The organism is Kitasatospora sp. NPDC058063 (assembly GCF_042885395.1).
In the GTDB taxonomy this organism is placed as follows: Bacteria; Actinomycetota; Actinomycetes; order Streptomycetales; family Streptomycetaceae; genus Kitasatospora; species Kitasatospora lactacystinica.
Genome location: NZ_JBHVSD010000028.1, coordinates 42,624 through 63,044 on the forward strand (window position 1 = coordinate 42,624; position 20,421 = coordinate 63,044).

General features: G+C 75.4%; 18 protein-coding genes. 11 read left to right on the forward strand and 7 right to left on the reverse strand.

Features of this window, described 5'->3' with window-relative positions:
* Positions 1–171 precede the first annotated feature (171 nt).
* From ACFVUY_RS35605 to ACFVUY_RS35615, 3 genes are all read left to right on the forward strand, one after another.
* Positions 172–870 (forward strand): class I SAM-dependent methyltransferase, encoded by a 699-nt coding sequence (locus ACFVUY_RS35605; RefSeq protein WP_387736378.1) that lies wholly within the window; start codon positions 172–174, stop codon positions 868–870.
* A gap of 118 nt (positions 871–988) precedes the next feature.
* Entirely contained in the window at positions 989–1,744 is a 756-nt protein-coding gene (locus ACFVUY_RS35610) for an SDR family NAD(P)-dependent oxidoreductase (protein WP_387693500.1), read from the forward strand.
* Between the two features lie 118 nt (positions 1,745–1,862).
* Positions 1,863–2,468, forward strand: coding sequence for a TIGR03086 family metal-binding protein (locus ACFVUY_RS35615; protein ID WP_387736379.1), 606 nt, complete (start codon positions 1,863–1,865; stop codon positions 2,466–2,468).
* 109 nt (positions 2,469–2,577) lie between these two features.
* Here ACFVUY_RS35615 and ACFVUY_RS35620 read toward each other — a convergent pair whose 3' ends face one another.
* From ACFVUY_RS35620 to ACFVUY_RS35630, 3 genes are all read right to left on the reverse strand, one after another.
* Positions 2,578–3,744, reverse strand: coding sequence for an alpha/beta hydrolase (locus ACFVUY_RS35620; RefSeq protein WP_387736380.1), 1,167 nt, complete (start codon positions 3,742–3,744; stop codon positions 2,578–2,580).
* 138 nt (positions 3,745–3,882) lie between these two features.
* Positions 3,883–4,350 (reverse strand): (2Fe-2S)-binding protein, encoded by a 468-nt coding sequence (locus ACFVUY_RS35625; protein WP_387693503.1) that lies wholly within the window; start codon positions 4,348–4,350, stop codon positions 3,883–3,885.
* Between the two features lie 44 nt (positions 4,351–4,394).
* A complete protein-coding gene (locus ACFVUY_RS35630) occupies positions 4,395–6,875 on the reverse strand; it encodes a molybdopterin cofactor-binding domain-containing protein (RefSeq protein WP_387736381.1) in 2,481 nt (826 codons plus the stop codon).
* A gap of 451 nt (positions 6,876–7,326) precedes the next feature.
* On the opposite strand from ACFVUY_RS35630, the gene ACFVUY_RS35635 reads away from it, so the two are divergent.
* The 4 genes from ACFVUY_RS35635 to ACFVUY_RS35650 all read left to right on the forward strand — a co-directional run bounded on the left by ACFVUY_RS35635 (position 7,327) and on the right by ACFVUY_RS35650 (position 11,654).
* The gene (locus ACFVUY_RS35635) at positions 7,327–8,601 is read left to right on the forward strand and encodes an MFS transporter (protein WP_387693505.1); all 1,275 of its coding nucleotides are present in this window, start codon (positions 7,327–7,329) and stop codon (positions 8,599–8,601) included.
* A 160-nt stretch (positions 8,602–8,761) separates the two neighbouring features.
* Positions 8,762–9,568: a Mut7-C RNAse domain-containing protein gene (locus ACFVUY_RS35640; protein ID WP_387736382.1), complete on the forward strand. Its 807-nt coding sequence runs from the start codon at positions 8,762–8,764 to the stop codon at positions 9,566–9,568.
* A 95-nt stretch (positions 9,569–9,663) separates the two neighbouring features.
* Positions 9,664–9,789, forward strand: coding sequence for a hypothetical protein (locus tag ACFVUY_RS35645; RefSeq protein ID WP_387693507.1), 126 nt, complete (start codon positions 9,664–9,666; stop codon positions 9,787–9,789).
* Positions 9,786–11,654, forward strand: coding sequence for a CocE/NonD family hydrolase (locus tag ACFVUY_RS35650; protein WP_387736383.1), 1,869 nt, complete (start codon positions 9,786–9,788; stop codon positions 11,652–11,654). The genes ACFVUY_RS35645 and ACFVUY_RS35650 overlap by 4 nt, the downstream gene beginning before the upstream one ends.
* Before the next feature lie 82 nt (positions 11,655–11,736).
* On the opposite strand, the gene ACFVUY_RS35655 is transcribed toward ACFVUY_RS35650, so the two are convergent.
* Positions 11,737–12,813: a restriction endonuclease gene (locus ACFVUY_RS35655; RefSeq protein ID WP_387693509.1), complete on the reverse strand. Its 1,077-nt coding sequence runs from the start codon at positions 12,811–12,813 to the stop codon at positions 11,737–11,739.
* A 286-nt stretch (positions 12,814–13,099) separates the two neighbouring features.
* On the opposite strand from ACFVUY_RS35655, the gene ACFVUY_RS35660 reads away from it, so the two are divergent.
* Complete coding sequence (locus ACFVUY_RS35660; protein ID WP_387736384.1) at positions 13,100–13,600, forward strand: inorganic diphosphatase; 501 nt, start codon at positions 13,100–13,102, stop codon at positions 13,598–13,600.
* A gap of 52 nt (positions 13,601–13,652) precedes the next feature.
* Here ACFVUY_RS35660 and ACFVUY_RS35665 read toward each other — a convergent pair whose 3' ends face one another.
* A complete protein-coding gene (locus ACFVUY_RS35665; protein ID WP_387736385.1) occupies positions 13,653–14,912 on the reverse strand; it encodes a pyroglutamyl peptidase in 1,260 nt (419 codons plus the stop codon).
* A gap of 223 nt (positions 14,913–15,135) precedes the next feature.
* On the opposite strand from ACFVUY_RS35665, the gene ACFVUY_RS35670 reads away from it, so the two are divergent.
* Positions 15,136–16,218, forward strand: coding sequence for a TerD family protein (locus ACFVUY_RS35670; protein WP_387736386.1), 1,083 nt, complete (start codon positions 15,136–15,138; stop codon positions 16,216–16,218).
* A gap of 116 nt (positions 16,219–16,334) precedes the next feature.
* A complete protein-coding gene (locus tag ACFVUY_RS35675) occupies positions 16,335–16,949 on the forward strand; it encodes an SUKH-4 family immunity protein (protein WP_387736387.1) in 615 nt (204 codons plus the stop codon).
* 153 nt (positions 16,950–17,102) lie between these two features.
* Here the strand turns inward: ACFVUY_RS35675 and ACFVUY_RS35680 are convergent, their stop codons facing one another.
* A complete protein-coding gene (locus ACFVUY_RS35680; protein WP_387736388.1) occupies positions 17,103–17,738 on the reverse strand; it encodes a TetR/AcrR family transcriptional regulator in 636 nt (211 codons plus the stop codon).
* A 116-nt stretch (positions 17,739–17,854) separates the two neighbouring features.
* Between ACFVUY_RS35680 and ACFVUY_RS35685 the strand changes: the two genes are divergently transcribed.
* Positions 17,855–18,892, forward strand: a complete 1,038-nt coding sequence (locus ACFVUY_RS35685) for an aldo/keto reductase (protein ID WP_387693570.1) — start codon at positions 17,855–17,857, stop codon at positions 18,890–18,892.
* A gap of 186 nt (positions 18,893–19,078) precedes the next feature.
* Here the strand turns inward: ACFVUY_RS35685 and ACFVUY_RS35690 are convergent, their stop codons facing one another.
* Positions 19,079–20,053: an NAD-dependent epimerase/dehydratase family protein gene (locus tag ACFVUY_RS35690; RefSeq protein WP_387693515.1), complete on the reverse strand. Its 975-nt coding sequence runs from the start codon at positions 20,051–20,053 to the stop codon at positions 19,079–19,081.
* Between the last annotated feature and the right edge of the window lie 368 nt (positions 20,054–20,421).

Genomic DNA, 20,421 nt, shown 5'->3' on the forward strand with positions numbered 1-20,421 from the left:
GAGCGGCCACCCTGGACGGGGTGGCCGCTCCGGCCGGTTCCGGTGCGTTCGCGGGCCGTTAACGGCCCGTTACGGCCCGCTGCGAGCCCTGGTGGGCCCTGGCAGGCCCTTGCGGGGCCCCGTCCTCCGCGTGCGGTCGGCCGTCGCGCCCCTCGCCGGTAGGGTCGGCCGATGGTCCGACTGATCGACGACAGTGAGCTCACCGCCTCCCCGGTGGTGGCCAACAGCACGATGAACCGCGAGCGCGGGCTCACCGGGGTGAACAGCTACGCCCGCGAGCTCGGCTTCGACCCGCTCGCCTGGCTGGTGGAGCACGGGGGTGCGACGCCGGGGTGGCTGGACCTGTGCAGCGGCGAGGGCCGGGCGCTGCTGGCGGCGGCCCGGAGCCGGACCCCGGGGGCGGTCGTGGAGCTGACCGGTGTGGACCTGGTCGGCCCGCCGGCCCCGCCGCCGGACCTGGCGGAGCTGCCGCACCTGCGCCTGGTCACGGCGGCGGTGGCGGACTGGGAGCCGGAGCGGTCCTACGACCTGATCACCTGTGTGCACGGGCTGCACTACCTCGGCGACCAGCTCGGTGCGATCACCCGCGCCGCCTCCTGGCTGACCCCGGACGGCCGGTTCGCCGCGCACTTCGACCCGGAGTCGGTGCGCCGCCCGGACGGCTCCGGCGCGGCCCGCGCGGTGGTGGCGGCGCTGCGGTCGGCCGGCTTCGAGTACCGGGCGCGCCGGCACCTGCTGGTCCTGGACGGCGGGCGGAAGGTCGCGCTGCCCTTCGCCTACGCCGGAGCCGACCCGGCGGCCGGGCCCAACTGGACGGGTCAGCCGGCGGTCGGGTCGTTCTATCACCAGCGGGCGTGTGCGCCGGGGTGAGGGGCGCCGCACGGAATTGTTGAACGTTGAACGCAACGTCCGAATACCGCCGGAGGTTTGAAGCCCGTCGGACCAGGATCGAGTCATGTCCGAGATCGGAACGAGGAGTTCTGGAGATATGACGATGAACGGTGCGACGGTGCTCGACGGCAAGGTGGCCCTGGTGACCGGCGGCAGCCGGGGAATCGGGGCGGCGGTCGCCCTGCGGCTGGCCGAGGACGGCGCCGACGTGGTGGTGACCTACCAGGGCGGTGCGGAGCGGGCCGAGGAGATCGCCGCGAAGATCACCGCGATGGGGCGGACCGGCTGGGCCGTACGGGCGGACAGCGCCGACCCGCAGGCGGTGGAGGGCGTGGTCGAGGCCGTCGTCGAGCGGTTCGGGAAGCTGGACGTCCTGGTGAACAACGCGGGTGTCGGCGTCCTCGGCCCGATCGGCGACCTCACCCTGGCGGACGTCGACCGGGTGCTGGAGGTGAACGTCCGGGCACCCTTCCTCTACGCCCGGGCGGCCTCCGCGCACCTGGCCGAGGGCGGACGGATCGTCACGGTCGGCAGCTGCATCGCCCAGCGCGTCGCCTTCCCCGGCGCCACGCTGTACGCGACCAGCAAGGCCGCGCTGATCGGCCTGACCAAGGCGCTGGCCCGGGAGCTCGGGCCGCGCGGGATCACCGCCAACCTGGTCCACCCGGGGCCGATCGACACCGACATGAACCCGGTCGACGGCCCGTCGGCGGAGTTCCAGAGCGGGCTCACCGCGCTGGGCCGCTTCGGCACCGGCGCGGACGTCGCCGCCGCCGTCGCCTACCTGGCGGGCGAGGACGGCCGGTACGTCACCGGCGCCGAGCTGGCGGTGGACGGCGGCTTCGCCGCCTGACGCGCGGGACCCGGCGGCACGGCACGGTGTCGTGCCGGGCGGTTGTCGGCGCCCGCGCTTACGATCGCCCGGCACGACCCGTGCTCCCGCACCGGGACCCCGTACCGAGAGGTGTGCCATGACCGCAGCGGAAGACCCGATCGGGCTGCTCGCCCGGGCCCTCGCGCAGACCGCCGGGCTGATCGACGGCACCGGCGTCGAGCTGGCCGGCCACCCGACGCCCTGCCGCTCCTGGGACGTCGGCGACCTGATCAGCCACCTCCTGTACGACCTGCGGCAGTTCACCGTACGGGCGAAGGGCGGGCAGCCGGACTGGTCGCAGCCCTTCGAACGGGTCGAGGACGACTGGCTGCACGCCTTCGAGGCCGGGGCGGAGGAACTGGTCGACGCCTGGCGCGCGGCCGGCGACCTCGGCGGCACCCTGGAGGTCCCCGGCTTCGGCGCCCTGCCGGCCCGCTTCCCGGTCGACCAGCAGACCGCCGAATTCGCCGTCCACGGCTGGGACCTGGCCCACGCCACCGGCCAGTCCACCGAGGGCCTGGACCACGAGGTCGCGCTCGCCGCGCTCGCCTGGGCCGGCGGTGCGCTCAAGCCCGAGTACCGCGGCGCGGAGGAGGAGCGGCACGCCTTCGGCCCCGCCGTCGCCGTCCCCGACGACGCCCCGGCGTACGACCGGCTCGCCGCCTTCTTCGGCCGCGACCCGGCGGCGGGCCCGATGGGTTAGGCAGGGCCTCTCTTCGGACCCCCGGCTGCGGGGAGGCGCGCCCCGGCCCGGCGGCCGGGAGGTGCTCCCGGCTGCGCCGTGCGATGCGCGCACCCCGGCGCCGGGGTGCCTACGAGTGGCTCCAGCGGAACTCGATCTCCGGGTGGCGCGGGGACGGGGCGTCGAGGAGCGGGGCGGGGCGGCCGAGGAGGAAGTGGTCGGCGAAGGCCCGGACGTAGGTGCGGGTGAGCGCCGTGGCGCGGGCGGGGGCGATGGTGCCGAGCAGGGTGGTGTAGACCTCGGGGGGCAGGTGGGCCGGGAGGTTGCCCGGGACGGCGGCGTGCGGCAGGTCGGTGAAAGTGAGGTGGCCCGCGCCCAGGGTGCGCAGTTGGCGGCCCCAGGCGTGGTGGTGCTCGCGCCAGCGCTGCCAGGTGTCGTGGTCGTCGATCGAGGTGAGCAGCAGGAACGGCCGGTCCAGCCCGAGCTCCGGGACGGGAGAGCCGAACAGGCCGCCGTCGAGGTCGAGGCCGATCCGGAAGCGCGGGTCCAGACGCAGTGCCTCGGCGGCCGCGGCTCCGCCCATGGAGTGGCCGAGCACGCCGATCCGCTCCTCGTCGACCCGGAACGGCAGTCGGCCGTCGGTCAGTTCATCGGTGACGAAGCGCAGGTCGCCGACCCGCGCGGCGATCTCCTTGCGCTCGGCGGCGTCCCAGTCCGGCGGATCCTCCAGCAGGACGCTGCGCACCAGCCGGCCGTCCGGGAACTCCACGGCGGCGGCGTCGTAGGTGTGGTCGACGGCCGCGACGAGGTAGCCGTGCGCGGCCAACTCCTCGGCCAGCGCGGTGCAGTTGCTGCGTCCGCCGGTGCGGCCGTGGCCGAGCAGCAGCAGCGGGAGCGGGCCGGGGTGGGCGGGTGCGCCGGCGCGGGCGGTGGGGCGGACCAGGTCGAGGGTGCCCGGGTCCAGCGGCAGGATCCGCTCGATCGCGGCCGCGACCCGGGGGGTGGTGTAGGGCGCGCGGGGCCGGCCGGCGGTGCCGCGCGCCGGGTACCAGAACTGCACCATCAGCTCGCGCGGGCCGGGGGTGGGTGCGAACGGGTCGGGTCGGTCGTGGTCCACCAGGTGCAGGCTCGTGGTGCCGACCGGCCGGCCGACGGTGGGCGCGGGCAGGTCGATGGTGCGCGGCGGTGCGGGCAGGTCGACAGTCCGCGGCGGGGCGGCCAGGGCGGGCCCGGCGGGCAGCAGGGCGGCGGAGCCTCCCAGGCCCGCGAGGGCGAGCAGTGAACGGCGCCTGATCATGCGTCATCCTTGCCGGCTCGGCGACGTGGTCCGGCAAGCCTAGGTGCTCCGGGCCGGCCGGACCAGGGGCCGCAGGGTGCCGGTCGGCCCACGGCGGCCCAGGGCGGCCCAGGGCGGTTCAAGCCGACTCGGGGCGGCTCAGGGCTTGGCGGCCTGCCGCGCGGCGGCCTGCTTGATCGCCTCGCGGATGCGCGGGTAGGTGCCGCAGCGGCAGACGTTCTGGATCCGGTCGATGTCCGCGTCCGTCGGGTTCGGGGTGCGGCGCAGCAGGGCGACGGCGGTCATGATCTGGCCGGGCTGGCAGAAGCCGCACTGGGCGACGTCGCAGGCGAGCCAGGCCTCCTGGACGGGGTGGAGGACCTCGCCGTCGGCCAGGCCCTCGATGGTGGTGACGGTACGGCCCCCGCAGTCCTTGACGGACCGGGTGCAGGGCTGGAACTCCTCGCCGTCCAGGTGGCTGGTGCAGGCGCGGCAGACGCCCACCCCGCAGCCGTACTTGGGGCCGGTGACGCCGAGCTTGTCGCGCAGGACCCAGAGCAGCGGCATGTCGTCCGGGGCCTCGACGCTGACGGGCCGCCCGTTGAGGACGAAGGTGTGGGTGGGCATGGGGAGTCGGGATTCCTCAGCAGGTGGTCGGATGGTGCCGGGGGTCAGAAGAGGATCGGGAAGGAGCGGGGGCTGGTGCCGGTCGCGCGGGCGTAGGCGTTGGCGACGGCGGCCGAGGCGGCCGGGACGCCCAGCTCGCCCGCGCCGCCGGGCGGTCCGCTCGGCGGCATCAGGTGGACCTCGACCACCGGCGGGGTGTGCCGCTGCCGGGCGTAGTGGAAGTCGCCGTAACTTCCTTCCCGGAAGGCCCCGTTGTCCAGGTGGTTGCCGGCCTGCAGGATCACCGAGATGCCGTCGATCAGCGCACCGGTCAGCTGGGCCTCCAGGCCCCTGGGGTTGATCACCCGGCCGACGTCGGCGACGACGACGGCCTTGGTCACCCGGGGGTTGGCGCGGTCGGTGGCGTCCAGCTCGACCAGGTACCCGGCGCTGGCGCTGTGCTCGTCGTGGTAGCCGATGCCCTGGGCCTGGCCGGGAGGCATCGGGCGGCCCCAGTTGCCGCGCTTGGCGAGCTCGTCCAGCACCGCCCGCCCGGCGGCGCTGCGCATCCGGTCGCGGCGGAAGCCCAGCTCGTCCTGGCCCATCCGGCGGGCGAGTTCGTCCATCATGATCTCGTCGGTGACCCGGACGGTGCCCGAGTAGACCGAGCGCCAGCTTCCGGTGTTCAGCTCCAGCGGCACCTCGGCGAGCAGCTGGGTGGGCACTCCGACGTCGTACGGGATCTTCTCGGTGAGCAGGAAGAACAGTTCGGAGGCGGTGAGCCCGGCCAGCGGGAGGTTGTAGCCGGCGGCGGTGAGCATGTCGCCGAGGCCGTGTCCGAGGTCGGTCCGGACGCCGGCCACGTGGTGCTCCCAGCTGAACACCTGGCCGAGGCCGTAGGTGGCCCGGATGACGTGGTGGCTGGCCGGGCGCACCCGGCCGTGGCGCATGTCGTCGTTGCGGGTCCACATCAGCTTGACCGGGCGGCCGGCGGCCTTGGAGACCTGGGCGGCCTCCAGGGCGGCGTCGAAGAACAGCCGGCGGCCGAACGAGCCGCCGCCGCGCACCACGTGGACGGTGACGGCGTTCTCCGGCAGGCCGAGTTCGGCGGCGATGGTGCCCTGGGCGAGGATCGGGCTCTGCGAGGCGAACCACAGCTCGGCGCGGTTCGGCCGGACGTCGGCGACGGCGGTGAGCACCTCCATCGGGGCGTGGTTGACGAAGGCGAAGTCGAACTCCGCCTGCACCCGGTGGGAGAGCAGCGGCGGCGGGAGCGAGGGCAGGTGGGCGGCGCGCAGCCGGGACCGGACGTCGGCGTCGGACAGGCCCGCGACCGGGCCCGGGTTCCAGGTGGTGCGCAGCGCGTCGCGGGCCTTGAGCGCCTGGTCGAAGGTCTCGGCGAGGACGGCGACGCCGGTCGGGATCCGCACCACGCCGAGCACCCCGGGCATGGCGCGGGCGGCGGAGGCGTCCAGGGACTTGAGGGTGCCGTTGACGGTGGTCGGCCGGGCGACCACGGTGGGCACGGCGCCCGGGATCTGGAGGTCCCCGGCGTACTTGGCGCGGCCGGTGACGATGTCGCGGGCGTCGATCCGGCCGGTCGGCCGGCCCACCAGGCGCAGTTGGTCGGGGGTCTTGGGGACGGCCGGGACAGCCGGTACGGCGACTTCGGCCGCCTCGGCGGCGAGGTCGCCGTAGCCGAGTCGGCGGCCGTCGGGGGCGAGGACGGCGGAGTCGGCGGTGCGCAGGGTGGCCGCGGGAACGTTCCAGCGCTTGGCGGCGGCGGTCACCAGCCGGGCGCGGGCGGCGGCGGCCGCGGCGCGCACCGGGTCGTAGAGCGAGCGGATCGAGTTGGAGCCGCCGGTCAGCTGGTTGAAGAGCAGCTCGGGGCGGGAGTCGCAGAGCGGGACGTCGACGTCGGAGAGGCGGGCGTCGAGCTCCTCGGCGACGATCATGGCGATCGAGGTGGTGAGGCCCTGGCCGACCTCCAGCCGGGGCAGGTGCAGCGCGGCCCGGCCGGCGGGGGTGACTTCGAGGACCAGCAGGTGCGCGGTCGGCAGGCCGGCGATGATCATCGCGTCGCCGAGGTCGACGATGTCGGGGATGCCGGGCAGGCCGATCAGCTGATGGGGGAGGGCGGTCTCCCGGACCGGTACGGCGGCCGGGGCGGGCCGCGGGACGGGGGTCGGGGCGGCGGCCCGTGCGGGGGCGGGCGCGGCGGCGTCGAGGCCGGCGGCGACGGTGAGGGTGGGCGCGGCCAGCAGGTAGGTGAGGAAGCGCCGGCGGCGGGTGGCCCCGTTCGGGGCCGCGGTGTCCGGGGCGGTAGGGGTGTCCGGAGCGGTAGGGGCGGTGGGGGCGGCGGCGGTGTCCGGGGCGGTGGGGAGGGCGCGGGTGTGCGGGTGGTCGGTGCCGCCGGGTCGGCTGGGGGAGTCCGAGGGGGCGGTGGAGGTGCTGATGGGGGGCCACCCTTCGAGCCGGGGACGGCGACGGGACGGGCGGGCGGTGTGGCCCCGGCCCGGTGCCGGATCGCGAACGCCGTTGAGCATAAAAGGGCGCTACTGACGGGTCAACACGGTCAAAGTTGGCCCCTGGTCTGCCCGATCGCGGTTTCGCGGCGGGCGGCCGGAGTGGATTCGGAGCGGGTACGGACGGCGCTTCGGAGGCGCGGGCGAGGCCGGGGCGAGCTCGCCCGGAAGGGCTCGGAGGCGCCAACTGGCGCCTCTCGCACGCGGGTTCAGGGGTCGGTCGGCGGTGCGGCGGCGCGACGGATTGGCCCAGGGAATTCCTTGATCACTGGACCGTTCCACTGGGCCGGTTTTTCCCTAGAGTGGGGGCGTGCCGGCACCGGCGGTCGCGGAGATCGGCTCCGCGCGCCGCCCGTCCGGCGGTCGCGGGCAGGGGTGACGGTCCGTGAAGACGTTTACGCAGGTGGACGCGTGTGGGTGACCGCCCGGATCCGCCCGGCGGGTGACACCCGCTCACCAGAGAAGGAGGAGCATGCCGACCGACCGAGCCGCCCGTTGGGACGCCCTGCCGCCCGCCGGGCCCCAGCGGACCCTCGCGGCCGCCCAGTTGGCCGCCGCCGTGGGCGACGGCGCCTACTACACCTGCTCCGCGCTCTACTTCACCCGGGTCGTCGGGATGTCGCCGACCGCCCTCGGGCTCGGCCTCACCCTCGCCTGGGCACTCGGCTCCGTCGCCGGCGTCCCGCTCGGCCACCTCGCCGACCGGCGCGGCCCGCGCCGCACCTCGGTGGCGCTCGCACTCGGCACGGCGGCCGTGGTCGCCGCCTTCCTGGTGATCCGCTCCTACCCGCTGTTCCTGCTCGCGGTCTGCCTCTACGCCACCGCGCAGTCCGGCCTGACAGCCGCCCGCCAGGCGCTGGTCGCCGCCCTGGTGCCGCCCGCGCAGCGCACCGCCCTGCTCGCCCACATCCAGTCGACCCTCAACGGCGGACTGGCCGTTGGAGCGGCGATCGGCGGCATCGCGCTCGGCGTCGGCACCCGCGCCGCCTACCTTTCGGCCTTCGCCGTCACCGCGTTCGGCTTCCTGCTCAGCGCGCTGGTCCTGCGGCGGCTGCCCGAGGCCCCGGCCCCGGCGGGGCCGTCGGACGCCGGGCCGCGGCTCGCCGTGCTGCGCGACCGCCGGTACGCCGCCGTCACCGCGGTCAACGCCGTCCTGCTGCTGCGGATGCCCCTGCTCAGCCTGATCATCCCGCTCTGGATCGCCGCGCGCGCCCCTGGGATCGGCTGGCTCGGCTCGGCGCTGTTCGTGCTCAACACCCTCGCGGTGCTGGCCTTCCAGGTCCGGGCGGCACACGGCATCACCGGGCTGGACCCGGCCGCCCGGGCGGTCCGCTCCGCCGGGCTGCTGCTGCTCGGCTCCTGCGCCGTCTTCGGGCTGTCCGCGCTGGACGTGCCGGTCTGGGCGGTCGGCGCGCTGCTGGTCGCCGCCTCCGTCCTGCAGGTGGCCGGGGAGATGAAGCAGTCGGCCGGCAGCTGGCAGATCGCCTTCGACCTCGCCCCGGCCGGGCGGATCGGCCAGTACCAGGGCTTCTTCGGCACCGGCGTCGCCGTCGCCCGCACCCTCGGTCCGCTGCTGCTCACCACGCTGCTGCTGGACGGGGGCCTGGCCGGCTGGCTGGTCCTCGGCGGGGTCTTCCTCGCGGCGGGGTACGCGATGGGGCCGGTCGCCCGCTGGGCGGCGCGGGACCGCGGCCCCGCGGTGCCACCGCCGTCGCCGGTGGCCGCGGGCGCGTCGCCGGGGGCCTGACGGCGAACGCCGCGGTGGCGGCCGCCCGGGGACGTCGGGCCGGGGCCCGACCCGGGAGGCGGCGACGGCGGGTCCGACCCGGGAGGCCGCGACGGCGGGCCCGGGGAGCGGGCCGGAAACCCGGTGGCCCCGGCCCGCCGCCCGCTGTCATGCTGGCCGCGTGGACCGACCTCAGATCCGGCTCGACTTCGCCCCCGAGCTGCACCTCTTCGTCTCCGCGCCCCGGCGGGCCGGCCGCACCGCGCTGCGCACCGACGGCAGCTCCACCCTCGGCCACGTCGTCGAGTCGTTGGGCGTCCCGCTCACCGAGGTCGGCGGCCTGCTGGTGGACGGCCGGGCCGTGCCCGACACGCACGTGCCGGCCGACGGCGAGGAGATCGCCGTCCTGGCCGTGGCCAGGCCGCAACCCGTGCCCGGCCCGGCGCGCTTCCTGCTGGACGTCCACCTCGGCACCCTCGCCCGGCGGCTGCGCCTGCTCGGCGTCGACGCCGCGTACGAGAACCCCGACATCGGCGACGCCGCCCTGGCCGCCCGCTCGGCCGCCGAACAGCGGATCATGCTCTCCCGCGACCGCGGACTGCTGCGCCGGCGCGAACTGTGGGCCGGCGCCTATGTCTACAGCCACCGCCCCGCCGAGCAACTGCGCGACGTGCTCTCCCGCTTCGCGCCGCCGCTCGCCCCCTGGAGCCGCTGCACCACCTGCAACGGCACCCTGCACCCGGCCACCAAGACCTCGGTGCGCGAGCAGCTGCGGGACGGCACCGAGCGCTCCTACGACGCCTTCGCCCAGTGCGCCGACTGCGGCCAGGCCTACTGGCGCGGCGCCCACCACGCCCGGCTGGAGGCGATCGTCACCGAGGCGGTGCGCGACTTCGGCGACGGCCCGGCGGGCGGACCCTCCCAGGACTCCGGACACGTCCAGGACTCCGGGGAGGGTCAGGGCCGCATCGGGGTCGTCTCAGGGTAGAGCGCTCTGGTGGACGGCCGGGCGCGCGTGGTCCCATCGACGGTGGGGGACGGGACCACGCTACTCGCTCGTACGAGAGAGGCCAGGTCGTCGCAATGAGCAATCAGGCAGGTCGGCAGCCCTTCCACAGCGCGGACGTCGGGGACGCCGCCGTGGTGACGGTCCCGCACGGCGCCGAGGTACGCCCGGAGGAAGGCCCCCGGAAGGCGACCGTCCGATGAGGCGGGGGATACCGCGCCGCCCGCTGGCGGCGCTGGTCGCGGCTGCCGCCGCACTCGGAGTCTCGGTCGTCCCGGCGGCCGCCGCCGGGGCCGACGCGGGGCCCGCCGAGCCGCATCTGCGATCGCGCTACGTGACCATGCCGGACGGGGTCCGCCTCGCCGTTGACGTCTACCTACCCGAGGGCACCCGGGCCGGCGCCCACCTGCCCACCGTCCTGGTCACCCAGCGCTACTGGCGGGCCCGGGTCCGGGCCGGCCAACCCGGCGGCACCAGCGGCGAGGCCGACCGGTGGACCGCCCGCGGCTACGCCTTCGTGACCGCCGACCTGCGCGGCACCGGAGCCTCCTTCGGCACCCTCACCTCCGAACTCGGCGCCGACGTGACCGCCGACAGCGGCCCGCTCGGCGACTGGATCGCCGCCCAGCCCTGGTCCAACGGCCGGGTCGGCACCACCGGCATCTCCTACGGCGGCGACACCGCGATGCTCGCCACCTCCCTCGGCAACCACCACATCACCGCCGCCGCCCCCATCTCCTACGACTTCGACCCGTACGAGGACCTGGTGCGCCCCGGCGGCGTGCTCATCGAACCGCGGATCGCCCAGTACGCGCTGCTGCTGCGCATCCTCGACGGGGCCGGCGGCACCACCTGCGAGACCGACGAGCAGACCCGCAGGCTCTGCTCGGACGTCGGCCTCACCGGCTTCCAGCCGCGGCCGGTCGACGGGCCCGACGGCCCGGCCCTGCTCGCCGCCGCGCGCGCCGAGCACACGAACAACGCCAACCTCGTCGAGATGGCGCACACCGGCGTCCACCGCGACTACCGGGACGGCCCGAAGAGCTGGACGGTCGGCAGCGTCGGCGAGCGGACCGACGCCGTCGAGGCCGGCCGGGTGCCCGTCCTCACCCGCGCCGGCTGGCTCGACGCGGGCACCGCCAACGGGGTGCTCTCCCAGTTCACCGGCCTGTCCAACACCCAGGACGACTGGATCGGCCCGTGGAACCACGGCGCCGGCTGGCTCGCCGACCCGTTCCAGCCCGCCCGTCCGCTCACCGCGCGGGAACACGAGGAGAACGACCGGCGCGTGGTCGACTTCTTCGACCGCTACGTCCGGGGGAACGCCCGCCCCGACGGCCGCCGGCAGGTGCACTACTACACCTTCAACGAGGGCGTCTGGCGCACCACCACCCGCTGGCCGGTGCCCGGCACCCGCACCCAGCGGTTCCCCCTCGGCGCGGGCGGCACCCTCGGCGGCCTGGCGGACGACCGCCGCGGCGGCTCCGACCTGCTGCGCCTCGACCCGACCGCGGGCACCGGCCCGCTGGACCGCTGGAACACCAACCTCAGCGGAGACGAGGTCAGTTACCCCGACCGCGCCGCCGTCGACGCCAAACTGCTCAGCTACACCACCGCACCGCTGACCGCCGACACCCGGGTCACCGGCAACGGCAAGGTCGCCCTCGACGTCACCGGACTGGCCGGCTCGGCGCGCGGCGCCCTGCACGTCTACCTGGAGGACGTCGCCCCGGACGGCCGGGTCACCTATCTGACGGAGGGTCAACTGGCCCTGACCGAGCGGGCGGTGGCCGACCGCGACGACAACCCGGACTGGCGCCGGCTGCGCACCCCGCGCAGCTACGCGGCCGAGGACGCCGAGGACTTCCCGCAGGGCCGCGCCCAACGCGTCACCATCGACCTCCAGCCCGTCTCGGTGCTGTTCCGACCCGGAGACCGGATCAGGCTCACCGTCGCCGCCGCCAACCCCGACTCCTTCCAGCTCCTCCCCGCCGACGGGCAGGCGGGCTACCGGATCGGCTGGGGCGGCGACCGCGGGTCGGTGCTGGAACTGCCCGTCGTGCACTGAGAGTTGTGCCGATAGTTGCGACGAGAGCTGCGACGAGAGCTGAACGGCGGGGCACCCGGTGGCGGCCAGGTGCCCCGCCCCGTCACGCGTCCACGACCTCGAGCCCGTACGCGGTCACGGCCTGGCGCAGCCCACCCGGGTACCCGGCGAGCGCCGGGGTGAACTCCCAGTCCCCGGAGGGATCGCGGTCGAACCGGCCGAGCCGCATCGCGGTGTTGGTCTCCGCGCCGTCCGCCAGGTGCACCACGGCCGCGTCCTGCCCGGAGCCCGCCTCCAGGATCAGCGCCGGCCCGGCGAATCCGCCCATGGTGGCCCCGGGGTGGTTCTCGGTGTCGGCGGCGGCGATGACGACCAGCCGGTCGACCTCGGCGGGCAGCGCGTCGAAGTCGACCATCAGGCAGGCGTTCGCGTCTCCGTAGCCGGTCACCAGCCGCACCGAACCGTCGGGCGTCGAGCCGTTGTTGTAGAAGACCAGGTGGTCGTCGGAGAGCGCCGCGTTGCCCGTGCAGACCAGCGCGGCGATGTCGTACTCCTCCTCCCCGGTCCAGTGCAGGAGCAGTCGGGAGGGCTCGGTGGCCACCTCGATCGCGGGCAGGTGGTCCAGGGCGCCGGCCGTGGCGGAGGCCTCGTCCTGGGCGTCCGCGAACACCTCGTCGAAGCCGTGGTGCCTGAGCAGCCCGACCAGTTCGGAGCCGTTGATCAGGCTGATCGGCTTGCCCGCGACGAACTGGTGCGAGCTGGGGCCGAACTTGCTGGTGGTGACCAGGACGGCCTTGGTCGCGTCCCGGTCGTGCCGCAGCGTCCCGTACAGGTCCCGCACCGCGGAGGGCGTCACCGTGTCCCGGTACCGCTTCACCTGCACGATGACGTTGCCGCCCCGGAACGGGTCCGGGTCGATGCCGCGGACGTCCACGCCGCCGTCCCGCGACCGGGCGGTGAGCTCGACCTTCATGCCCATCGCCTCCATCAGCCGGCCGATGAGGCCCTCGAACTCGACCGGGTCCATCGCCAGCAGGAGTTGGAGTTCGCGGACGCGCCTGGCCATCCGGCCGCGGTTGGCGTTGGTGTCGTCGCGGAGGTGACGGAACAGCGCGCGCTGGGCGCGGCGTTCGTCGGCGTCGGGGTTGCTGAGGCGGTGGAGCTTCCGGCTCCGGGACATGGGCGTGCCCCCTCTTGCGTGGTGACGGTTGTTGCAGGCGTCACGGTAGGGGAATCGTGGACGAAGAACTGGCGGGCCGTCGGTTCCGCCGCACAATCGAGACCTGGGCCGATACGGGCCGCTGCGGCGGGCGCGGGCGCGGGTGTGGGTCCGGGTGGCGCGGGTGCCCGTCCGGGGCGGGGGGCGTTCGCGCCGGGGGGTGGCGGCGCCGGTCGAACGGCGGGGGTGCTTTCGATGGCCGTCCGGACGGCGGACAATTCCCCCAGGAGCCGAGGAGGAGGCCGCGGTGGAGTTCGAGGTCATGATCGAGATCCCGCAGGGGTCGCGGAACAAGTACGTGATGGACTTCGAGGCGGGCCGGATCCGCCTGGACCGCACCCTCTTCACGGCCACCCGCTACCCGGCCGACTACGGCTTCGTCGAGGGCACCCTCGGCGGCGACGGCGAACCACTGGACGCCCTGGTGCTCGGCGGCGAGCCGGCCGTTCCCGGCTGCGTGCGGACCTGCCGGGCGGTGGCCATGTGGGTGATGCGCGACGAGCGCGGCCCGGACCAGAAGGTGCTCTGCGTCCCGTCCCGCGACCCGCGCTACGCGGACCTGCGGGACATCGACGACCTGCGCGGGTTCGACCTGCTGGAGATCACCCACTTCTTCCTGGTCTACAAGGACCTGGAGCGCGGCAAGTCCGTCGAGGGCTCGCACTGGGCGGGGCGCGACGCCGCCTACGCCGAGATCGCCGAGTCGCGCGCCCGCGCGGTGGGCACCCGCTTCGCCGACCCGGTCTGAACGGGCGTCCGGGGGCGGGCCGGTGCGCCGGCGCCCGCCCCCGGACGGTCCGTCAGAGCCGGGCGGCGCTCAGGATCGCCCGCACCTCGTCGCCGATCGCGGTCTCGTTCCGCTCGAACTCCGGTGCGGTGAGCAGGTTCGGGTCGGCCGGCAGGCCGGTCAGGACCGGGGTGTGCAGATGGCCGCCGGGCAGGCCCGGGGCGAGGATCGTGCGCAGCCGGTTGGAACGGTAGGCGACTTCGTTGGAGAGGTACCCGCCGCCGCCACCGGAGACCGCGCGGGAACCGGGGGTGGGGCCGTCCGGCCGGAACACGGGGGCGGTGGCGCCCGCCGGGATCTCGGTGACGAAGGTGTTGAGCAGCACCGGGTAGGGCTGCTGGACGGCCCTCATGGCATCGGTCGGCAGGGTGGTGCGGACGAACTGCGGCCCGGGGGCCAGCCCCGGGGCGTCCACCGGGTGCTGGGTGGTGCCGCCGGAGAGCGCGGCGACGTTGTCGGTCGCCGGGTCGGCGGAGCGGGCGCGCCCGGCCCACTCCTCCAGGGTGAACTTGCCCGGGTAGCCCTGGCTGATGCTGGTGATCAGGTCGGCGGACTGCCGGCCCGGCCGCAGGTGCGGGGCGAAGGCGCGCTCCACGATGCCCCCGTCGAAGTCCCCGTAGCGCACCGGCAGCACGACCGCCCGGACCTCCGCGGTGCTGCCGTCGGCGAGCGTGATCCGCTGCCCGTGCAACTGCAGAACGGCCGAGCCGGAGGGGTTGGCGCGGCGCGGCTCGGTGTCCAGGCCGAACGGGTCGAAGCCGCTGACGAAGATCCGCCGGACGCCGCGGGCGGAGTCGAAACCGTCGTCCAGGCCGCGCGAGGCGTCCTCGAAACGGGACCGCAGCGCGGCGTGGTCGACGCCGAACCGGGGCTGCCAGCGGGCGAGCTGGACGGTCATGGCGAGCCTGGTCCAGTACAGCGGGCGGTCGTCCCGGGCGGGCAGTTCGCCGCTCGGCCGCCGGCCCTGGGCGCGGTCCAGGCCGGCCTGCCAGAGGGTCCGGCCCCAGGCGGTCACCACCCGCTCGGCCTGCCGGGCGTTGCGGGCCTCGCACAGGGCGGAGGGGAAGCCCCCGGGCAGCTCGCCCAGGCCGGAGCGCTCGGTGAAGCCGGTCGTGCGGGCGTCCTGGAGGCGGGCCTGCTCGGCGTCCAGCGGCACCGTGGCGGAGGTGCGGCAGCCGGCCGGGGCGGCCTGGGCGGCGGCCGGGGCCAGCAGGGCGGCGAGTGTTCCGGTGAGCGCGGCGGCCAGTCCGGCGGCGCGGCGTAGATATGTCATGTCCGCTGACAATAGGTCCGGACCTGACGGCCCGCCAGAGCGCCGACCCGGCGTCCCCCGCTGCCGGGACGGCTGCCGCCGGGGCGGCCGGACGGTGTTCCGCCGCTGGTGGGGCGCTGTTCCGGCCTTGACGGAAAACTGATGGTTCGACCGGGAACCGAGGCAACTTCTACAGCGTTGTCGTGGTCGAACAGCGGTACTCGTACGGTGGTGGAGGAGTTCCATGAGCGTGGCCCTGACGAAGGGCGGCAACGTCTCCCTGGGCAAGCAGGCCCCCGGGCTGAGGGTGGTCCGGGTGGGCCTCGGCTGGACGGCCGGAGCCGGGTACGACCTGGACGCCAGCGCGCTGCTCTGCGGGGCGGACGGGAAGGTCGCCTCGGACCAGCACTTCGTCTTCTTCAACAACCTGCAGAGCCCGGACGGCTCGGTCCGGCACCAGGGCGGGTCCGGCGGCGGCTCCGACCGCGAGCAGATCGAGGTCCGGCTCGCGGAGGTCTCCGCCGGGGTGGAGAAGATCGTCTTCGCGGTGGCGATCTACGACGCGGCGCAGCGGCGGCAGTCCTTCGGGCAGGTCCGCGGCGCCCACATCCGGGTCGTCGACCCGGACACCGGTGCCGAGGTGGCCCGGTACGACGTGGCGCCGGAGGCCGGCAGCGAGACGGCGATGGTGTTCGGCGAGCTGTACCGGCACGGCGCGGACTGGAAGTTCCGCGCGGTCGGGCAGGGGTACGCTGCGGGGCTCGCGGGCATCGCCGCCGACTTCGGCGTGGACGTCCTGCAGCCGGCGCCCGCCGCCGCGCCCGCCCCGGTGAAGCCGCCGGTCGCCCCGCCCGCGCCGCCCGTAGCGCTGCCCGCGCCGCCGGTCGCGGCCGCGGTGCCGGCCGTGCTGCCCGCCGCCGTACCCGCCGTTCCGACGACCCCGCCAGGACCAGGGAGTTCCCCCGTGACGTGTTTCTTCGACCCCTCGCACGGCGCCGGCACCACGGCGGTGTACTGGTCGCCGCAGTGGGGCGTGCCGCGCCAGATCGAGGCCTGCGTGGCCTGCGCCCAGCGGGTGCAGACCAACGTGCCGCCGTTCTACACCCCGCAGCCGGCCGGCTACCCGCAGCCGGTCCAGCAGCCGGTCCAGCAGGGCCAGCCGCAGGTGCCCGGCCAGCAGGCCCAGGGCGGGCGTCGCTTCGGCACCGGCGCGCTGATCGGTGCCGGCGCGGCCGGCCTGGTCGGCGGCGCGCTGCTGAACGAGGCCTTCGACGACGACCCGCAGGTCGTCGTCAACAACTACTACGAGGACGACGGCTTCTTCTAGGCCGTCGGGCCGGAGCCCCGGAAGGGCCGTCGGGGCCGTCCCCGGCGGCCCTCGCTGGCGGAGCGGTGCGCTTGAATGGCGCCGGAGTTACCGTTCCGACCGGGGGAGACGCACCGATGACCACGACCGACGCCGAGCTGACGGCCGCCGTCCGGAACCCCGACGCGGCCTGGCTGGAGTCCTGCTTCGGCCCCGGCACGCTGTGGCGGCCCGAGCCCGCGGCGCTGCCCGGGCGGCTGACGTCGAAGGAGGCCCGGGCGTTCCTGAGCGAGGTCGGCGTGCCGGCCGTCGAACTGGAATTCCTCGGCTTCGACGCCACGAAGCTGCCCGAGCGCGGGATGTGGGAGGCGGACCTGGATGAGCTGTTCGGCGAGCGCACACCGGACGACGACACCCCGCCGAACAACTGGGGGTACTGCGTCGGCACGTTCGACGACCAGCACCTGATGGTGGCCGGCGACACCGGCGCCGTTCGGATCTACGACCCGAACGGCTGGGACCACGGGAGCGGCTGCGGCGGCCGGGCGGCCGACTCGCTGCCCAAGGTGATCGGCGCGCTGGCGCTGCTGGCCCGTCTGGAGGGCCGGATCCGCGGTGGGGACGCCAGGGCCGCACTGGACGAGTTCGCCGCGCTGGTGGCCGCGGCGGGGCAGGGGCCGGACGAGTCGGACCTCTGGGTGGGCCTGTTGGAGAACCTGCGCGAGGAGTACGAGGACCTGGACGAGGGCTGACGCCCCGGGGCCTTCCCGGTCCTTCCCGTGCCCTCCCGGCCTCCTCCGGGCCCACCTCGGCCCGCCCGGGCCCGACGGCCGCACAACGCTTCGGCGCTGTGCGGCCGTTCGCGTCCCTGGGAACCGGCCGTTCGCGTCCGGGGCGTACCGGCCCTACGCGTCCCGGCGCCGGTACGCCCCGGCCCGGGCCGCCGCCTCGGCGGCCTCCGCCGCACGGTCGGCGGCCGCCTCGTCCAGCGGCTCCGCGGTGGTGAGCATCCGGTAGTAGAGCGGCGCCGAGACCGCCCGCACGACCTCGCACCCGTCGGTGTCCGGCGGGAGTTCGCCGCGCTCGACGGCCGCGGTGACGCACGGCGCCCACTCCTCGACCCGGCGCCGGTAGAAGTGCCGCAGGGCCTCGGCCGCGTCCGGGTCGCAGGTCGCCGCCACGATGACGGCGCGGAAGAGCGCGCCCTGCCGCGGGTCGGCCAGGGTGCGCTGGACGAGCCGGGCGTTGGCCCGCAGGTCCCCGGCGAGGGAGCCGCTGTCGGTGCGCGGCAGCGACTGCTCGGCCATGTCCGCGAGCAGGTCCGCGACCAGGGCGGTGGTGCTGCCCCAGCGGCGGTAGACGGTGGTGCGGCCGACCTCGGCCCGCTGGGCGATGTCGCCGAGGTCGAGGCCGCCGAAGCCGTGCTCGACCAGGGCGTCCTCGGCGGCGCGCAGGACGGCGGCGCGGACCCGGGCGGTCCGGCCGCCGGGGCGGACCGTGCCGGGCGTGGAGGGCTCGGGTGTGGAGGGCTCGACGGCCATTAACGGGATTCCTGTTCCATTAGAAGGTGGGAGTCTGCTAGGTTCAGGACATCCTAAAGGAACGGGAGTCCCATTAGGGGCTCGAGGGGAGAACCACCATGACCATCGCCACCGACATGGAGTACCGCCGGCTCGGCGCGTCCGGGCTCAAGGTGCCCGCGCTCAGCCTCGGCACCGGCACCTTCGGCGGCCGCGGCCCGCTGTTCGGCGCCTGGGGCACCACCGACGTCCAGGAGGCCCGTCGGCTGCTCGACATCGCCATCGACGCCGGTGTCACCCTCTTCGACACCGCCGACGTCTACTCCGACGGCGCCTCCGAGGAGGTGCTCGGCCAGGCGATCCGCGGCCGCCGCGACCAGGTGCTGATCTCCACCAAGGCCGGACTGCCCACCGGCGACGGCCCGCAGGACGCCGGCACCTCCCGCGCCCGGCTGGTGCGGAGCGTGGAGGACGCGCTGCGCCGCCTCGGCACCGACCACCTGGACCTCTTCCAGCTGCACGCCTACGACGCCGGCACCCCGATCGAGGAGGTGCTCGCGACCCTGGAGGACCTGGTCCGGGCCGGCAAGATCCGCTACACCGGCGTCTCCAACTTCTCCGGCTGGCAGCTGATGAAGTCCCTCGCCCTCGCCGACCGGCACGGCCGCCCCCGGTACGCCGCCCACCAGGTCTACTACTCGCTCGTCGGCCGCGACTACGAGTGGGAGCTGATGCCGCTCGCCCGGGAGGAGGGCGTCGGGGCCCTGGTCTGGAGCCCGCTCGGCTGGGGCCGGCTCACCGGGAGGATCCGCCGCGGGCAGCCGCTCCCGGACGGCAGCCGGCTGCACGACACCGCCGACTACGGCCCGCCGGTGGAGGACGAGCTGCTGTACCGGGTGGTCGACGCGCTGGACGAGGTCGCCGCCGAGACCGGCCGCACCGTCCCCCAGGTGGCGATCAACTGGCTGCTGCGCCGTCCGACCGTCTCCTCGGTCATCATCGGCGCCCGCAACGAGGAGCAGCTGCGCCAGAACCTCGGCGCGGTCGGCTGGGCGCTGACGGAGGACCAGGTGGCCCGGCTGGACGCGGCGAGCGTGCGCACCGCGCCGTACCCGTACTTCCCGTACCGCCGGCAGGAGGCCTTCGCCCGGCTCAACCCGCCCGTCGCGGGCTGAGCGGCCCCGCAGGCCGAGCGGCGCGGGGGGCGAAGCGGGACGGGGGCGAGGCGGCGCGTGGGCCCCGGCCCGGGAGATGTCCGGGCCGGGGCCGGACCGGCTGCTGCGGGGCGGCGGTCGGCCCCGTGCCGGTGGCTGCGGTGGTGGCTGCGGCGGCTGTGGCTGCGATGGCTGTGGCGGTGGCCCTCAGGCCTGCCGCCGGTGCCAGGCGGCGAGGAGTTCGGCCTCCCGCTCCGGGGCCAGGGCGTCCGGCAGGGGCTCGAACGGCCGGATGTCGCGGGCGGTCTCGGCCACCGGGCGGAGGGTCAGCCCGGTGGCGAGGGCGGCGGCCGGATCGGCGGTGCTGGTGGCGCGGATCTCCGGGGCGGCGGGCCACAGCGGCAGGGCGCGCTCCGGGACGCCGGCGGCGCGCAGGAAGTCCTCGGACACCCAGGTGAGGGTGGTGCCGGGCGGGGCGACCGCGGCGGCGACGGCGTCCAGGAGGTCGCCCATGCCGAACGGCGGGGGTGTGGCGGCGTGGTAGGCGCCGCGGGCGCCCTGTGCGAGGAGGCCGAGCATCCAGGCGGTGAGGTCGCGGACGTCGACCACCTGGAGCGGCGCGTCCGGCCGGCCCGGGGCGAGTACCTCGCCGCCCCGGGCGAGGCGCTGCACCCAGTGGTCGAAGCGGTGGGTGTAGTCGCGGGGGCCGATCACGTACGTCGGGCGGATCAGCAGCGTCTGCGGGCCGAAGGCCTCCCGGGCGGCGCGCTCGCACTGGACCTTGAGGACGCCGTAGGTCTCGGCGGTGACCTCCGCGGCCTCCGGGCCGTCGGCGGGGAGCAGCGGGGAGTCCTCGGCGAAGCCCGGGGCGGCCGGGGTGTCGTACACCGAGAGCGAGGAGACCAGCAGGTAGCGCCCGGCCGCGCCGGGATCGAGAGCGGCGGCCAACTCCCGTACCTGGCGTGGGAAGTAGGCGCAGAGGTCGACGGTGGCGTCCCAGCTGCGGCCGCGCAGCGCGGACAGGTCGGCGTCGCGGTCGGCGATCAGGTGGGTGGCGTCCGGGAGCAGTCCGGGGCCGGAACGGCCGCGGTGCAGCACCGTGACCTCGTGCCCGGCGGCCAGGGCCGCCTCGGCGAAGTGGAAACCGATGAAGCGGGTGCCGCCGATGACCAGAATGCGCATTCGGACATCGTGCCAGCCCGCCCCGCGCCGGGGCCAATCGGTGCGCGACCGTTGCTCAAGTTGTGCGTGGGGTGGGTGAGTCGGGGCGGATGTGCGGGGTTCCGGCGGGAAGCGTGTTCGACGGTCAACGGCGCGGGAGGGCGGCGATCGCCGGCGGCGGGGCGTGGCCGGACGGTCCCCGCTGGTCAGCCGGGTGCGGGCGGGGGCCGGCCGGACGGCCGCGACGGTCTCGTAACGCCTGATGACGGGTCAAAGTTCCTTGTTCCCCGGCGAACTTGTGTGAAGTCCCTTTAGGCTCCCGTTAACAATGGCGGCTTTCCGCCACTCTCGAACTCGCTCATGAGGTCGGGCGGCAGGCCCAACTTGAC

Coding starts and splice junctions, on each gene's coding strand:
- ACFVUY_RS35605 (WP_387736378.1), top strand. CDS start 172: ATGGTCCGACTGATCGACGACAGTGAGCTCACCGCCTCCCCGGTGGTG.
- ACFVUY_RS35610 (WP_387693500.1), top strand. CDS start 989: ATGACGATGAACGGTGCGACGGTGCTCGACGGCAAGGTGGCCCTGGTG.
- ACFVUY_RS35615 (WP_387736379.1), top strand. CDS start 1,863: ATGACCGCAGCGGAAGACCCGATCGGGCTGCTCGCCCGGGCCCTCGCG.
- ACFVUY_RS35620 (WP_387736380.1), bottom strand. CDS start 3,744: ATGATCAGGCGCCGTTCACTGCTCGCCCTCGCGGGCCTGGGAGGCTCC.
- ACFVUY_RS35625 (WP_387693503.1), bottom strand. CDS start 4,350: ATGCCCACCCACACCTTCGTCCTCAACGGGCGGCCCGTCAGCGTCGAG.
- ACFVUY_RS35630 (WP_387736381.1), bottom strand. CDS start 6,875: ATGCTCAACGGCGTTCGCGATCCGGCACCGGGCCGGGGCCACACCGCC.
- ACFVUY_RS35635 (WP_387693505.1), top strand. CDS start 7,327: ATGCCGACCGACCGAGCCGCCCGTTGGGACGCCCTGCCGCCCGCCGGG.
- ACFVUY_RS35645 (WP_387693507.1), top strand. CDS start 9,664: ATGAGCAATCAGGCAGGTCGGCAGCCCTTCCACAGCGCGGACGTCGGG.
- ACFVUY_RS35650 (WP_387736383.1), top strand. CDS start 9,786: ATGAGGCGGGGGATACCGCGCCGCCCGCTGGCGGCGCTGGTCGCGGCT.
- ACFVUY_RS35655 (WP_387693509.1), bottom strand. CDS start 12,813: ATGTCCCGGAGCCGGAAGCTCCACCGCCTCAGCAACCCCGACGCCGAC.
- ACFVUY_RS35665 (WP_387736385.1), bottom strand. CDS start 14,912: ATGACATATCTACGCCGCGCCGCCGGACTGGCCGCCGCGCTCACCGGA.
- ACFVUY_RS35670 (WP_387736386.1), top strand. CDS start 15,136: ATGAGCGTGGCCCTGACGAAGGGCGGCAACGTCTCCCTGGGCAAGCAG.
- ACFVUY_RS35675 (WP_387736387.1), top strand. CDS start 16,335: ATGACCACGACCGACGCCGAGCTGACGGCCGCCGTCCGGAACCCCGAC.
- ACFVUY_RS35680 (WP_387736388.1), bottom strand. CDS start 17,738: ATGGCCGTCGAGCCCTCCACACCCGAGCCCTCCACGCCCGGCACGGTC.
- ACFVUY_RS35685 (WP_387693570.1), top strand. CDS start 17,855: ATGGAGTACCGCCGGCTCGGCGCGTCCGGGCTCAAGGTGCCCGCGCTC.
- ACFVUY_RS35690 (WP_387693515.1), bottom strand. CDS start 20,053: ATGCGCATTCTGGTCATCGGCGGCACCCGCTTCATCGGTTTCCACTTC.